This is a genomic window from Bacillus pumilus (assembly GCF_009937765.1).
GTDB classification, from domain to species: domain Bacteria; phylum Bacillota; class Bacilli; order Bacillales; family Bacillaceae; genus Bacillus; species Bacillus pumilus_O.
The window spans coordinates 2,786,255-2,801,592 of record NZ_CP047089.1 but is presented as its reverse complement, the minus strand read 5'-3'; the positions used below and the strand labels follow the sequence as shown (position 1 = coordinate 2,801,592).

The window sequence follows — 15,338 nt, the reverse complement described above, 5'->3', positions numbered from 1 at the left end:
CGATAAATGGACGATACTTTTCTGACAGTAGTCAAGAACAAATACATTGAAATTCTTCTTGTTGGACTCGTACTTTGGCTTGCCGTCTTTTTGATTAACAAAGCGCTTCAACTGTTCTTTAAACGAACGGAGTTTATAGAGGACAAGAAGAAAAAAACAATCGAGAGCTTGGTCAAATCAGTTTCGAAATACACCGCTTCGATTTGCTTTGTACTATATGTCATTTCTCTCTTCTTTCATGATTTCGGAAAAATTCTTGCAGGTGCTGGTGTGGCTGGGATCGTTATCGGTTTTGGCGCCCAGACGCTCATTCGCGATATTTTAGCAGGCATTTTTCTGATCTATGAACGTCAGATTCATAAAGGGGATTATGTGACAGTGAATAACCTCTTTAATGGAACGATTGAAGAAATTGGTCTCCGTTCTCTGCAAATTAGAGAATGGAGCGGCAAGCTGTTAACTATTTCTAACGGAGATATCCGGCAAATTCAAAACTATAACATGCACTACATGCGGATTACGGAGTCTGTATTAATTCGTGCGAATCAAAACCCAGACACAGCCTTTCAAGCACTCGAAACGGCCTGTGACAATTTAAATCAAATGCACCACGATTTTCTCAAAAAAGATGAATTCCAGCATGCGATTGAACCGTTTCAAGTCCATGGCATTATGGGTCTGAACAAGCTAAACCGCGGGATTGAGATCACAGTGAAAGGCATGGTCGAAGACGAAAAATACTTCGATGCTGCCCTCGCTGTCCGAAAAGAAATGATCAAACAACTTCATCAGCATGATGTCAAATTGCTTGAAGATCTCGTATATCCCCAGCCTGCAAAATAACCTCATTTATGATGGGGTTATTTTTTTTGATTGTTTTTTGTTAATCGGTTAACTATAATGAAATATAGTTAACCGATTAACAAAAAGAAAGGATGTCGATTCATGACAAAAAAAGAGGCGCTATCATTTATTAAAGAGATGTATGAAGAGGTGTTAACCAAATTCAATATAGAAAAAGTGGAGACATATTTTTCACCTGAATATCAGCAAGTGACAGATGGAGAGGTTTCGACACTTGATGAGTTTAAAAAGCATCTATCCACATTAAAAGGATTGACAAAACAGCTTGAGATCCCCGCTTTTCATGATGTGTTATTTGAAGAAGAGACGCAGCAAGGGTGTTTTCGTTACACGGTACATGTGGAACTAGCAAACGGAGACAGGGGTTTTATTGATGTCATGGCTCTTTTCACGTTATTAGACGGAAAGATCATTCGATGCGATGAACTGACGCGGGCTCATGAAAAACATGAAACGTTTGAACAGCTTGGACACATCAGCTAAGAAATCTTTTCAGTCAGCCCCTCTAACTCCTATCCTCTTGACTAATTCATGTATAATAGAAAATAGATTGATTTCATGCAGCATGGGGACCCTCATACTGTGTATTTTCTAAGTGAAAGAGAGTGAATAAGATGGGTCGTAAGTGGAACAACATTAAAGAAAAGAAAGCATCAAAGGATGCCAGTACAAGTCGTATTTACGCAAAATTCGGGCGTGAAATTTATGTGGCTGCCAAACAAGGTGAGCCAAACCCAGAATCAAACCAAGCACTTCGTTTTGTCCTAGAACGTGCAAAAACATATAGTGTCCCAAAACACATTGTAGACCGTGCCATTGAAAAAGCAAAAGGTGGTGCGGAAGAGAATTTCGATGAGCTACGCTACGAAGGATTTGGTCCAAACGGATCAATGGTCATCGTTGATGCCCTTACCAATAACGTGAACCGTACAGCATCAGATGTTCGTGCGGCATTCGGGAAAAACGGTGGAAACATGGGCGTAAGCGGCTCTGTTGCCTACATGTTTGACCAAACTGCTGTCATCGGTGTCGAAGGAAAAAGTGAAGAAGAAACGCTTGAGCTTTTAATGGAAGCAGACGTTGATGTACGTGACATCATGGAAGAAGATGAAACAGTGATTGTATACGCTGAACCAGATCAATTCCATCAAGTACAAGAAGCATTCAAACAAGCCGGCGTAGAAGAATTTACTGTCGCTGAAATCACAATGCTTCCTCAAAATGAAGTGACATTAGATGATGAATCTAAAGAACAATTCGAGAAACTAATCGATGTATTAGAAGAGCTTGAAGACGTGCAGCAGGTTTATCATAATGTGGATTTAGGGGAATAAAAGGGAATTTTGCCATAACATAAGTTTATTTAAATAAACTTATGTTATGGCTTTTTTATTTAAAACTCATCATTTCTTTTGAAAGCAAAACTTTATATTCAAATTAGGAAAAACGTATCTTAATAGAGTAGAGTTAAATATTATATTTTTGTGTAAAATTTAACAAAAAAGGTTTGCTACTCCTTTGTCTAGTTGTATTATAGTGATTACGAGAAATAATACATAATTTAAGTTAGGTGGTTTTATTATTTTTAAAATATGGTGGAGACAATATTTTGGATTTATGATCATACCATTTATTACTATGGGGCTTATCTTTAACAACTTCTCTCACTTTACAAAAATTATCTATTTCCTTTTCCTTGCTTGGTTATTATTTAATGTGATTGACTTTTATAGAAGTGAGGTAAGAAACAAAAAGGACAAAAAGTCATGAAAGGGAGTGCGCCTGACATCCATAACTTTACGACAAATGAAACCCCCTCTTCTATAGTGAAAGAGGGGGTTTACTATGTTAATTCATCCCTTGAAATCCAAACGTCAGATGATCCTGAACAGGAATCCAAGCGCCGATTCCTTGCGAGGTCACGTTTTTTACGACGAGTTTGCGTTTATTTCCTTTTAGCACAAGGTACACTTCTCCGTATGTGACCTTCCCTTTTTCGTTAATGGCTGGTGCATAGGCATGAAGCGACGCGGCTTTTTTCGGAGAGACATGGTACGACTGATCTCGTTTTGTCCCTGCGCCAATGACTGTGTCAAATGCGAGGGGCAGCTTTGTTTTTTGAATCGCTTTTTGCATCATCAATGTTTTCACATCTTCCGGGTTTGGCACCTTTGCTGTGAGCCCGCCGCTTACTTTCACTTGCTGCTTTTGAACGTATTTGCCAATGGCTGTTTTGTTGCCGCCTCTGTTATCAATGTGATTCGTATTCACTTTTTTGTATTCCCAGTTGGCGACCGTCTCGTTTGAATCGTAGCTCAGTGCCCATCTTCCAAGGAAAATAGTCGCGCGGTAACCAACAGCTAATGGCGTCCCTGAAATGCTGGATTCATTCAGCATTTTGATCAAATGGGTATTCTCAATCGGCACATCCGTTGTTTTAAACAATTCGGCTGTCAGCTCGCTCGGCTGGAGCAGGGGCTGATCCTGTGACGCGTTCGGATACGTATTCTCCTTGGAGATACTGGCGACAGACGATGGCACCTTAAATGGCTTCGCCGCCTCCGCTGGAAAGCTGTATAGAAAACTTAAGGATAAGAGAACAACAAACATGATGCGGGGCATCTTTTTCATATCATCACTCTTTCTCATTCATTTTTCCATAGTATTTTCCGCAAAGACGTCCCTTATCCACAAAAGATTATAAAAGGAAAAATCCAATCGCCATGATGAAATAGGCAGCAAGTAATGTGGCACCTTCAAACCAATTGGTATCTCCGTCATTTGATAAAATGACTGTGAGTAACACAGCCGATGCCATTGCAATGAGTTCTGGTAAAGAGAAAATGAGCGGCATCTGCGTATTAAAAAAAAGCGAACTGATGACAAGGATTGGTGCCACCATCATCGCAACCTGAAGTGTGGAACCAAAGGCAATTTCCACTGCGACATCCATTTTGTTTTTATACGCCATAATGACAGCTGAGGCATGTTCTGCCGCATTGCCGACGATGGCCACAATAATGACTCCGATAAACAGCTCACTCCAGCCAAATTGTTCTCCCACTGTATCAAATGTATGGACGAGGCGCTCTGAAATGTACGCAACGGCAATCGTTGCAAGCAGCAAAATCAAAGTGGCAAACTTACCAGACCATTCAGGAATTTCTTCGGTCTCCGCCTCTCCGTCCATGCTCTCCTGCTTGGCAACATAGACACCTCGGTGGCTCACCAGTTTGAAATAGAGTGCTGCAACATAAAGCAAAATCATCACAATGCTAATACCAATACTTAAAACAAATTGCTTTTCCTCAGCCATCTCCACCGAAAACACTTCTGGAATAACAAACGCCACAATAATGGCAAACATGAGCAAGCCCGAGTTGTGCCTTGCATCGTGGACATTGAACACTTGGCGCTTATATTTTAAACCACCAACGAAAAAAGACAGTCCCGCCACAAGCAGTAAATTTCCGATCACTGAGCCAGTTAATGATGCAAGGACGATGGCTGTCAGTCCTTGCTTTAATGCAAAAAACGATATGATTAACTCCACCGCATTCCCAAATGTGGCGTTTAAAAGCCCACCAATTCTTGGACCAGCTATGATAGCTAGACTTTCTGTGGCTCTTCCCATAAAACTAGCAAGGCCAATAATCGCTATACAATACACAGCAAACATGACGACTTGCGGAAAATGAAGAAAACTGCCAATCACAGATAACGGCACACCAATTGCGACAATCACAAGAAACAAACGATTCATACAGCCATTCTCCTTTACATATGTCTGACTGTTATTCTTTCGTGAGTGCCGACTTCATATACATTTAGGTTTTCTCGTGTGAGAAGGTGATTTCAATACTTCCTTTCACGGACTGCACCATCGCACAATGCTTCAATGCAAGTGTAATGACTTTCTCTATTTGTTCATCAGATGTACGGACACCTTCAAATAAAATATGTAAATGGATACGGGAGATTTTGTTTACAGCCCCTGCTCTTGTCGTTTCAGGAGTCAGCGTCAGCCCTTCATAAGATATTCGCTTTTTTCGGCATACATGAATGAGCATCTCTCCAAAACAGCCTGCAATAGCCGAGATGAACAATTGAGATGGTCTGTATCCCGTTTCTTCATTTCCTGATATATGCAGTTGCCTTTCATCTATTTCTGTGATCCACCGATCCGTTTCGTATCTCAGTTTCATTCCTTTTCCACCTTTCTATTGAAACCACTATGGTTCCATTGTACGATGAAAATATGAACTTGTAAGGAGCTTCTTATGTCGAGAATTCACTTTATGATTTTAATTTTACTTGTATCTGTATCTGGTTTTTCACAGGGAGCGTTACTGCCTGTCATTTCGATTATTTTTGAACATGCCGGTACTTCTCCTACGTTAAACGGACTGCATGCCACAGGCTTATATATCGGCGTACTGCTAGCATCTCCATTTATGGAAGCGCCGCTTCGCCGGTTTGGGTTTAAGCCGTTAATTGTCATTGGAGGCGCCGCTGTCTTTTTAAGCTTGTTCAGCTTTGTGTTTTTTGAATCTTATGTTGTCTGGTTCTTCCTGCGGCTCATGATCGGGATTGGTGATCATATGCTCCATTTCTCTACACAGACGTGGGTGACCTATGCGTCGTCATCGAGAAACCGCGGGCGAAATATTTCATTGTATGGGTTATCTTTTGGACTTGGTTTTGCCGCTGGACCTTTTTTAACACCACTCATTGAAATCAGCCCATCATTACCTTTCATTGTTTCTGGTGCTGTTAGCTTATGTATTTGGCTGCTTGTGTTTGTTTTGAAAAATACATATCCAGATACGGGCGAAGTGCAGACGTCAGAGCAGACAAATAGTTTGAAGCGCTTTAAGAAAGCCTTGCAATTTGGCTGGGTCGCCTTTATGATGCCGTTTTGCTATGGCTTTTTAGAAACGACACTTAATAGCAACTTCCCTGTGTATGCACTCAGAAGCGGGGTGACAGTGGATGCAGTGGCGTTTATTTTACCTGCGTTTGCTATTGGGAGTATTGTCTTTCAGCTGCCTCTCGGGATGCTTAGCGACCGGTTTGGCAGGCGCCGCATCATTTTATGTGTCACTCTCGTTGGATCTTTCTTTTTCTTATTAGCAGGAATTTTCATTCAATCAGTTTTGGCTGTTGCAATTTGTTTCTTTATTGCCGGAATGGCTGTAGGCTCTACCTTCTCACTTGGCATCAGTTATATGACCGACTTATTGCCAAAGCATCTGCTTCCTGCTGGAAATTTGATGTGCGGAATGGCATTTAGTGCGGGAAGTATTCTCGGGCCTGTTCTCGGTGGAATCTTTGTGCAAACGTTTGAAGGTATGAATTTACTTTACCTTGTCAGTATCGTGATATTATTCGTGTTTTTCTGCGTTCGATTTGGGCGAACGGCGGCAGTTCTGGAAAACTCCAATGAAGCCATTTCTAAATAAAAACTCCCCTGCACCTATGCAGAGGAGTCTTTTTCATTTAGTGATATCCATTTTGCCCGTTCGCACTGCCGCTTGTTTTGTGCTTAGGCTGATGGCCTTTGTTTTGTTTCGTATTGCTTCCGCCTTTTTTCGATTGTTTGGACATATGTGATTTCCCCCATCCATTTAGTTTGAACTTGATCGTTCTTCTTTAGGATGCCCGGATTTCTTTATAGTTTGCCTGGTGCAATTTTACGCTTATGTAAAAGCGCATTGAGTTCGCCGCCAAGGATAATCATGATGCCGGTTAAATAAAACCAGATCATTAAAATGATGATTCCCCCAATGCTTCCGTACATCGCACTGTAGTTGGCAAACTCGCCTACATAAAATGAGAACAGCATGCTGACCAAAATCCAACCAATCGATGCAAAAATGGCACCTGGCAGAACAAATTTTAATTTCAGCCTCATGTTTGGAGCAAAATAGTATAAGGATGTAAAAACAATCAATAAAATCAGCGGGCTAATGATCCATCTCATCGCAGTCCATATAGTCAGAAAGGCATCTGACTGCCCAACTAATTTAGCGACAAATAAACCAAGTTCTTTGCCAAAGACAGGCAGCATTAAGGCAAAGATAATGGTCAAAACCATCGCGATCGTTAAAATGATCGATGTTAAACGTACGAGAATGAAGGAACGATTCTCCTCAACTTCGTAAGCATGGTTAAATGCTCTGACGACGGCATTAATACCGTTAGATGCAGACCAAAGGGCGGCAATAATCCCGAACGACAACAACCCGCCGTTCCGATTATTTAGCGTCTGTTCGGCAATGGATTCAATCATCGAAAGCGCTCCTTCTGGCGCATAACCAGAAATGACACTCAGGACATCCTTTGACGTCAGTGGCAAATATCCAACGAGTGTCAGTACGAAGATGAGAAACGGAAATAATGAAAGCAAAAAGAAATAGGCAAGCTCAGCAGATTTTGCCGGTCCTTCATGTAGCAAAAAGCGTTCAATTAACGCTTTAATAAAACCCATACGCCTCATCTCCAATGATCAATCTGTCTGTTTCGATTGAAAGTGATCCTTTGTTTCTTCAATAATTTCTAATACCCTTGGGGTTGTTTCCTTTAACTGATTGACTTGTTCATTTAAAAATGACAAATCATCTGAGACTGTTCGCATCAGCTGCTTCGTTTCTTCCATCTTTTCTTTCATGCAAGTTGATATCCTACTTGGCTCTTGGCAGACCTCTTCCAGCTTTTGCTGGCAGGCATTCCATTTGTCTTTGAGTGCAATTCTTGTTGGTCGATGAAATAAAGTCAGCAATGCGCCGCAAGCTGCACCTAAGAGAGCTCCTCGGAGCACAATTTGATTTTTTTCTTCCATCTCGTCTGATCTCCTTTCAGTTAAAGGTCGTTCTCTTTCTTTACATACGTCAAAAAACGGTCAATTCCTGTTTCAATTAATTCATGGACTTCCTCAAAGTTCCCAGTGTAATAAGGATCTGGCACATCATCTCGATCGTCGTCTTCTACAAAATCAAGAAGACGGCCAATAAAGTGATGTTTCCCATAGCCGGCTATACTGCGAAGTGCCCCAACATTTTCAGCATCCATCGCAATGATATAGTCGTATGTTGTAATGTCTTCATCCATGATTTGTCTTGCGGACATTCCTTCATAGCTGATGCCTTTTTCATCAAGCAGATTTCGCGTTCCTTCATGAGGAGGACTGCCTTGATGCCATCCGCCAATACCTGCTGAATCAATCACAAAGTGCTCGCTAAGCCCCTCATCTTCTACTTTTTTTCTAAACATGGCCTCTGCCATCGGTGACCTGCAAATATTGCCAAGACACACGAATAACACATGAATCATCCTTCATTCTCCTCCTATCTTTTCCCTAAGAGTTCTTTTCGAAAACCTTTTCTCTATCATATCAACTCCCTTTTCTTTTGAAAACTTTGCAAGAAAAGCTCTCATCGCCATTGACAAAATACACAAAAACAGGAGAAACTTTAGGAGAATTACACAAACAAAGGGGGATATTAGATGGGAATAATTGAGCAGTTTGTCACAACGATGAACAATTTTTTGTGGGGGCCTCCCCTGTTGATTTTGATTGTTGGTACTGGAATATACCTCACCTTTCGCGTTCTCTTCATTCAAATTAGATTACTTCCTTATTCTTTAAAACTCGCTTTTTCAAAACAAGACAAAATGTCAGAAGGGGATATTTCCCATTTCCAAGCGTTAATGACGGCTCTTGCTGCAACTGTCGGTACAGGAAATATCGTAGGTGTGGCATCGGCTGTTATAGCGGGTGGACCTGGTGCAGTATTCTGGATGTGGTTTGCCGCATTTTTCGGGATGGCCACCAAGTTTGCAGAAGCTGTTCTTGCTGTAAAATACAGGGTCAAAAACGAAAAAGGCGAAATGTCTGGCGGACCTATGTATTATTTAGAGCACGGGTTAAAACAGAAATGGCTAGGGGTGCTATTTGCTGTTTTCGGTGCCAGCGCTGCCTTTGGGATCGGCAATCTGGTACAGTCGAATTCCATTTCAGGCGTTATGAATTCTACTTTTCAAATTCCAACATGGGTTACAGGTATCATCATTACAGCTTTTACGGCTCTTGTGATTTTAGGCGGAATTAAAAGCATTGGCAGGGTCACTTCTATTTTTGTACCGGTCATGGCTTTATTTTACGTCATTTGCGGTCTGATCATTCTTGTTATGAATGCTGATCTTGTTCCAGGCGCAGTCGGTCTTATTTTCTCAGATGCCTTTACCGGTCAAGCCGTGGCAGGTGGTGCAATTGGGACTGTCATTCGCTGGGGTGTGGCACGAGGAGTATTTTCCAATGAAGCAGGTCTTGGGTCAGCACCAATCGCGGCTGCGGCTGCGAAAACGGATATGCCTGCCCGTCAAGCTCTCGTCTCTATGACGCAAGTGTTTATTGATACAATTATTGTTTGTTCTATCACTGGCATTACCATTGTGATGGCAGATATGTATTTAACAGTGAAGAGTGATGCACTGACCTCGTTATCCTTTGCTCACTTCCTTGGTCCAGTTGGCTCAACCATTGTGGCAATCGGGCTGCTCTTGTTTGCCTATTCCACCATCATTGGCTGGTCCTATTATGGCGAAAAATGCTTTACATATTTGGCGAAGGATTCGTACGTCATGTATTATCGTATCGTGTTTGTGATGGCTGTCTTTTTCGGTGCCGTGTTTAAAAATGACTTCGTCTGGGGTGTGGCAGATATGCTCAATGGACTGATGGCGATTCCAAACTTAATCGGGCTCATCGGTTTATCAGGGGTGGTCGTATTTGAATCCAAACGAATCATTGATAAGATTAAACAGGAGAAAAAGGAGAAGAATATCTCTGTGTCATCTTAATAGCCCTTTTATTCTTGTGCATTTCTGTTAAAATAGACATATTATTCGACACATATGCAGGAAAGGACGTGCCGCCCTTGTCAGAGCAAAAAGCGGCTGAAGTCAATCAGCTGATTGAAGACATTTCGCAAAAGTTAAATATGCTGAACATTGGAGTCATCAAAGCAGAGGACTTCAGTCCAGACAAGTACGAAGATATTGAATTTCTTCACCAAATGGTGATGAAAAAATCTTCATTCAGCCCAAGTGAAATGCAAGCCATCGCAAGCGAGCTAAAAAACTTAAGAAAATAATGGTGAAAAAGGAAACCTAGTTTCCCTACATCATGCACACAAAAAGCCAGCCCCCCTGAAAGGTGCTGGCTTTTTTATATCCTTTTACAACTGCGATTTATTTTTCAAGCAGTTTTAATGATTCACGGTTAAAGGCTGGAATGTCATCAGGTGTACGGCTTGTCACAAGCTGATCCTGACAAACGACGACTTCTTCGTCTTTAAATGTAGCGCCTGCGTTTTCCATATCAACTTTGATGGATGTATAGCCAGTCGCGCCTCTTCCTTCAAGCGTTTTTGCTGTAATGAGCAATTGCGGTCCGTGACAGATCGCAAATACTGGTTTTTTCTCATCCATAAATGCTTTAGTGAATTGGACGTAACGATCATCTGCACGCAGAATATCTGGTGAGAAACCGCCAGGAATGAGAAGTGCATCGAAGTCTTCAGGCTTCACGTTGTCAATAGACGCATCCACTCTTACTTCTGCCTCTCCTTGCTTCCCTTTCACTGTTTTACCTTTTTCATTTTCAATGACTGTGATCTCATGGCCTGCATCTTTAAAGGCTTTTGCAGGCTCGGTGAATTCAACATCCTCAAAGTAATCTGTTAATACAACTGCAATTTTCTTACCCATGTAGAAACCCTCCTGCTTGATTATCGTTTACACTACACACTATACCCCTGCATGTTGAAATCAAACATCCTACCCCTATCAGAAAACCCTTTATGATAAAAATAAGCATTTAGACTCATTCACATTCCCTTAACAAGGTAATTCGTATGATTTATGTTATCTTTACAATAAACTTCAAAAAATAACTACAAAAGTTAACGAAACATTTCTACAATAGGTATTGTGGTCAAAAAAATTAGAAAGGCGGAGATCAGGTGAAGAAGCAAGCACATAGGTCTAAACGAAGGAAAAACCTGTCTATTCTGCTCACTTCCATTATGATGATTAGTCTCATTCTCCCAGCAGTACCTATTCATGCAGAAACAGAAAGCGGCAAAGCCGTAAAGGTCAGCATATTAGCCACAACCGATGTTCATGCGAACATGATGAATTATGACTATTACAGCGACAAAGAAACAAATGAATTTGGTTTGGCAAAAACAGCCGAGCTAATTGACAAGCACCGATCACAAAACCCAAATACACTCCTTGTTGATAACGGAGATTTGATTCAAGGAACCCCTCTTGGAGAATACGTTTACAAACAAGAGAAAGACAGCATCATTAATCAAACAAAGGTTCACCCTATTATCCATACACTTAACAAACTTAAATACGATGCAGGAACACTTGGTAATCATGAATTTAACTACGGATTATCCTTCCTTGACGGTACCATTGCGGGCGCTAACTTCCCGATTGTCAATGCGAACGTCAAAAAGCTTAATGGAGAACACCGTTTTACACCTTATGTGATCCAAGATAAAACCTTTAAAGATGCAAACGGAACCTCACAAACTGTGAAAGTTGGTTACATAGGATTCGTTCCACCCCAAATTATGACGTGGGATAAGAAGCATTTAGATGGACAAGTCCAAGTGCAGGACATCGTCGAATCTGCCAATGAAACCATTCCTGAAATGAAAGAGAAAGGCGCAGATGTCATTGTCGCTCTTGCTCATACAGGAATTGAAAAAACCGCTTCACCTAAAGGATCAGAAAATATGATCTTTGATCTTGCCACGAAAACAAAAGGTATCGATGCCATTGTATCAGGCCACCAGCATGGCACATTCCCAAGTGCTGAATATAACGGCGTCGACAAATTCAATGTCTCAAAAGGAACCATCAACGGCATCCCAGTCGTCATGTCAAAAAACTGGGGCAGCTACCTCGGGGTCATTGATTTAACACTAGAGCCTGACGGCAGCAACTGGAAGGTCACAGACGGAACAGGCAAGATCGAATCTGTTGCCGGAGTATCATCTCAAAACAGCACCGTAAAAGATGCCATTCAAACAACGCATCAAAACACACTTGATTACGTGAGAAAGCCTGTTGGAAAAACAGAAGCAGACATTAACAGCTTTTTCGCTCAAGTGATGGATGACCCTTCGATTCAAATTGTGACAGATGCCCAAAAATGGTATGCACAAGAAAAAATGAAGGACACATCGTATCAAAATTTACCGATTTTATCTGCAGGTGCTCCGTTTAAAGCCGGCGGCCGAAACGGTGTAAATTATTATACAAATATCGCAAAAGGAGATTTAGCGATTAAGAACATCGGTGATCTCTACCTTTACGATAACACTGTGCAGATTGTGAAACTGAAAGGCAGTGAAGTGAAAGACTGGTTAGAAATGTCTGCTGGCCAGTTTAATCAGATCAAACCGAACGATGCAAAAGAACAACCGATTTTAAACGAGGAATACCGCTCGTATAACTTTGATGTAATTGATGGCGTGACATATCAAGTCGATGTGACGCAGCCAGCTAAATACAGCACAACAGGCACACTTGTCAACGCCAATGCCAACCGCATCAAAAACCTGTCTTACAACGGGAAACCCGTCTCTGACAATCAAGAATTTTTAGTCGTAACAAATAACTATCGTGCTTCTGGCGGCGGAGGCTTCCCTCATCTGACGCAAGATAAAGTAGTGCTAGCCTCAGCAGATGAGAACCGCCAAGTACTGATGGATTATATTATTGAACAAAAAACGATCAACCCAAGTGCAGATCAAAACTGGTCGATTGCACCGATCAAAGGCGCAACCGTCACTTTTGAATCTTCTCTTTTAGCCAAACCGTTTGCTGAGAAATCAAGTAGCGTAGACTTTATTCGTAACGCAAGCACAGATGGTCTTGGTGTGTACAAGCTAGCCTTTAAAGACGATGGCACAACAGAACCGCCTGCATCAGACAACTGGAATTTAACAGTGATGCATACGAATGATACACACGCACATCTTGATGATGCGGCAAGACGCGCAACAAAGATTAAAGAAGTCCGTGCTGAAAATAAGAACAATATTCTATTAGACGCTGGAGATGTCTTCTCTGGTGACCTGTACTTCACAAAGTGGCAAGGACTTGCTGATCTGAAATTGATGAACTTAATGAAATATGATGCCATGACGTTTGGGAATCATGAATTTGACAAAGGTCCTTCTGTACTCCGTCAATTCCTGACAGGTGATGCATCAGATGTCGATCCGAAAAACCGTCATCAATTTGAAAAGCCTCGTTTCCCGGTCGTGTCATCAAACGTGGATGTCTCGAAGGAAAAACAATTGAGTGACTTAGTGAAAAAACCAGCCTCATTTAAAGCGGGTGAGAAAAAAGAAGCCGGAATTTACCCTTACATCCTTCTCGATGTAAACGGTGAAAAGGTGGCCGTATTCGGCTTAACGACTGAAGACACAGCCATTACATCCAGCAGCGGTCCTAACATTCAATTTAAAGATGCGTACAAAAAAGCAAAAGAAACTGTCAACACCATTCAAACAGAAGAAAAAATCAATAAAATCATAGCGTTAACACACATTGGCTACAACCGTGACCTTGAGCTCGCTCAGAAAGTCGATGGAATTGATTTAATCATTGGCGGTCACACGCACACCCTTGTTGAAAAATTAAAGGTCATCAATAAAAAAGAACCTACGATTGTCGCTCAGGTGAAAGACTACGGTCAATTTTTAGGAAAAGTAGATGTGGCCTTTGACAAAAAAGGTGTCGTCCAGCCAAAAGAATCCTCTTTTGACCTGATCCCGATTGATGACTCTGTCAAAGAAGATGCGGAGGCAAAAGCGATTCTTGATGGGTACAAAGCAGATATTCAAGATTTAAAGACAGAAAAAGTCGGACATACAGATGTCCTTTTAGACGGTCAACGTGAGCACGTCCGTGCGAAGGAAACGAATCTTGGGAACTTTATTGCCGACGGCATGCTGCAAAAAGCGCAAGAATCTGCTGGAGCTGACCTTGCCATCACAAACGGCGGCGGTATTCGTGGAAGCATCGAAAAAGGTGATATCACTTTAGGTGATATTTTAACGGTGATGCCTTTCGGAAATACACTTTATGTCGCAGATTTAAAAGGCAGTCAAATTAAGAAAGCACTCGAACAAGGGCTGTCAGGCATTGAAGAAGGCGGAGGGGCATTCCCTCATGTAGCTGGCATTGAATATACGTTTACGCTCAGTAAACCAGCTGGCAGCAGATTAATTGATGTGAAACTGAAAGACCAAAAAGGTCAATTGACAGACATTGATGATGAGAAAACATACCGCGTAGCCACAAACGCATTTGTCGGTACAGGCGGCGACGGCTACAGCGTCTTTACAGAAGCTTCTCACGGCGAAGATTTAGGGTATGTTGACTATGAAATCTTCAAAGAGCAAATCGAAAAAGCAGACGGACAGATTTCGCCTGTCATCGATCACAGGGTGAAAGAAGTGTTCCTTCCTCGTGCGAAAGGAAAAGGCGCTTATGACATTCAAGATGATGAGAAATTCCAAACGTATGTGCAGCATACAAACAAAGCTTTGCTCTATTTAGACAAAGCAAGCAATGCAAAAAACGTTCAATTGTCTTTATCAAAAGCGCAAGTAGCCGAGCTGAAGAAAAGAGAGCAAGATCCAAACGTCACCATCTATCATGACAAAGTGGGACTCGCATTGCCACTCTCCAATTTATCCGAGAAAAACGCAGATATATGGATGACAAAGACGGATAAAGTGAAAAACGCTTTAACGGATACGTATGACTTCCAAATCAAACAAGACAAGAAAAAGGTTTCAACCTTTAAAGACCCTGTCACACTATCCTTTACACTAGACGAGCCTCAAAAGGCAAAAAAACCTAGTGTGTATTATGTGGATCGCAAGAAAAATCGTTACACCAAAACAAGTAATGGATCTTTTGAAAACGGAGTCGTTTCAGGTCAAACTGATCACTTCAGCGAATACACGGTCCTTAACCAAAGCGGGGCTGCTGGCACAACCCCAGATCAAACTGGTGGAGACGGCGGAACAACAGCACCAGGCGGAGGCACAGGTACAGATCAAAACCAAGATGGAACCGGCATCCCAGGCGGCACACTACCGAATACAGCCACAATGATGTATACAGCTGTACTAATCGGTGTGCTCATGCTCGGAGCTGGCGGTATCCTATATTACTACCAGCGCAAGCGCACAAGAAACAATGTATCATCCTAAAGGAAGAGGACAGAGCCTAAGCTCTGTCCTCTTTTCATGGAATAGTTGGAATCCCAAGAAGAATAGCTGTTGTGGTAACACCTTTTGCGACTGAAATTGTTCAGCGACCAGCAAAAGTTACTGGTAGACATTGTTGCAAAGATACTACACCAAAGAGAT

General features: G+C 41.8%; 14 protein-coding genes. 7 read left to right on the top strand and 7 right to left on the bottom strand.

All coding sequences use genetic code 11. From position 1 onward, the window contains the following. Positions 1–6: 6 nt before the first annotated feature. The 3 genes from GPS65_RS13745 to GPS65_RS13735 all read left to right on the top strand — a co-directional run bounded on the left by GPS65_RS13745 (position 7) and on the right by GPS65_RS13735 (position 2,198). Positions 7–843 carry a mechanosensitive ion channel family protein gene (locus tag GPS65_RS13745; RefSeq protein WP_012009272.1) on the top strand — a complete coding sequence of 279 codons (837 nt, stop codon included), beginning with the start codon at positions 7–9 and terminating at the stop codon, positions 841–843. 102 nt (positions 844–945) lie between these two features. Next, positions 946–1,347 carry a nuclear transport factor 2 family protein gene (locus tag GPS65_RS13740; protein ID WP_012009271.1) on the top strand — a complete coding sequence of 134 codons (402 nt, stop codon included), beginning with the start codon at positions 946–948 and terminating at the stop codon, positions 1,345–1,347. Positions 1,348–1,478: 131 nt separating this feature from the next. Further along, a complete protein-coding gene (locus tag GPS65_RS13735) occupies positions 1,479–2,198 on the top strand; it encodes a YebC/PmpR family DNA-binding transcriptional regulator (RefSeq protein WP_012009270.1) in 720 nt (239 codons plus the stop codon). Between the two features lie 514 nt (positions 2,199–2,712). Here GPS65_RS13735 and GPS65_RS13730 read toward each other — a convergent pair. The 3 genes from GPS65_RS13730 to GPS65_RS13720 form a co-directional block, all read right to left on the bottom strand. After that, on the bottom strand, positions 2,713–3,495 hold the full coding sequence (locus tag GPS65_RS13730; RefSeq protein WP_012009269.1) for a YfkD famly protein: 783 nt from the start codon (positions 3,493–3,495) through the stop codon (positions 2,713–2,715). Between the two features lie 67 nt (positions 3,496–3,562). Beyond that, positions 3,563–4,627 (bottom strand): calcium/proton exchanger, encoded by a 1,065-nt coding sequence (gene cax / locus GPS65_RS13725; protein WP_012009268.1) that lies wholly within the window; start codon positions 4,625–4,627, stop codon positions 3,563–3,565. Positions 4,628–4,691: 64 nt separating this feature from the next. Then, entirely contained in the window at positions 4,692–5,069 is a 378-nt protein-coding gene (locus GPS65_RS13720) for an OsmC family protein (protein WP_119124570.1), read from the bottom strand. A 75-nt stretch (positions 5,070–5,144) separates the two neighbouring features. Between GPS65_RS13720 and GPS65_RS13715 the strand changes: the two genes are divergently transcribed. After that, positions 5,145–6,326: an MFS transporter gene (locus GPS65_RS13715; protein ID WP_119124569.1), complete on the top strand. Its 1,182-nt coding sequence runs from the start codon at positions 5,145–5,147 to the stop codon at positions 6,324–6,326. A 209-nt stretch (positions 6,327–6,535) separates the two neighbouring features. Here GPS65_RS13715 and GPS65_RS13710 read toward each other — a convergent pair whose 3' ends face one another. From GPS65_RS13710 to GPS65_RS13700, 3 genes are read right to left on the bottom strand one after another with little or no spacing between them, the layout of a single operon-like run. Next, positions 6,536–7,354, bottom strand: a complete 819-nt coding sequence (locus GPS65_RS13710) for a YihY/virulence factor BrkB family protein (protein WP_012009265.1) — start codon at positions 7,352–7,354, stop codon at positions 6,536–6,538. An 18-nt stretch (positions 7,355–7,372) separates the two neighbouring features. Then, positions 7,373–7,705 (bottom strand): YtxH domain-containing protein, encoded by a 333-nt coding sequence (locus GPS65_RS13705; RefSeq protein WP_012009264.1) that lies wholly within the window; start codon positions 7,703–7,705, stop codon positions 7,373–7,375. Positions 7,706–7,725: 20 nt separating this feature from the next. Then, complete coding sequence (locus tag GPS65_RS13700; protein ID WP_119124568.1) at positions 7,726–8,196, bottom strand: low molecular weight protein-tyrosine-phosphatase; 471 nt, start codon at positions 8,194–8,196, stop codon at positions 7,726–7,728. A 174-nt stretch (positions 8,197–8,370) separates the two neighbouring features. Here GPS65_RS13700 and GPS65_RS13695 point away from each other — a divergent pair, with 174 nt between their 5' ends. Then, positions 8,371–9,726, top strand: a complete 1,356-nt coding sequence (locus GPS65_RS13695; RefSeq protein WP_012009262.1) for an alanine/glycine:cation symporter family protein — start codon at positions 8,371–8,373, stop codon at positions 9,724–9,726. Between the two features lie 77 nt (positions 9,727–9,803). Then, positions 9,804–10,019 carry a DUF1128 domain-containing protein gene (locus GPS65_RS13690; protein WP_003214000.1) on the top strand — a complete coding sequence of 72 codons (216 nt, stop codon included), beginning with the start codon at positions 9,804–9,806 and terminating at the stop codon, positions 10,017–10,019. A gap of 97 nt (positions 10,020–10,116) precedes the next feature. Here GPS65_RS13690 and GPS65_RS13685 read toward each other — a convergent pair whose 3' ends face one another. Beyond that, entirely contained in the window at positions 10,117–10,635 is a 519-nt protein-coding gene (locus GPS65_RS13685; RefSeq protein ID WP_012009261.1) for a type 1 glutamine amidotransferase domain-containing protein, read from the bottom strand. A gap of 254 nt (positions 10,636–10,889) precedes the next feature. Here GPS65_RS13685 and GPS65_RS13680 point away from each other — a divergent pair, with 254 nt between their 5' ends. After that, positions 10,890–15,179, top strand: coding sequence for a multifunctional 2',3'-cyclic-nucleotide 2'-phosphodiesterase/3'-nucleotidase/5'-nucleotidase (locus GPS65_RS13680; RefSeq protein WP_119124567.1), 4,290 nt, complete (start codon positions 10,890–10,892; stop codon positions 15,177–15,179). Positions 15,180–15,338 lie beyond the last annotated feature (159 nt).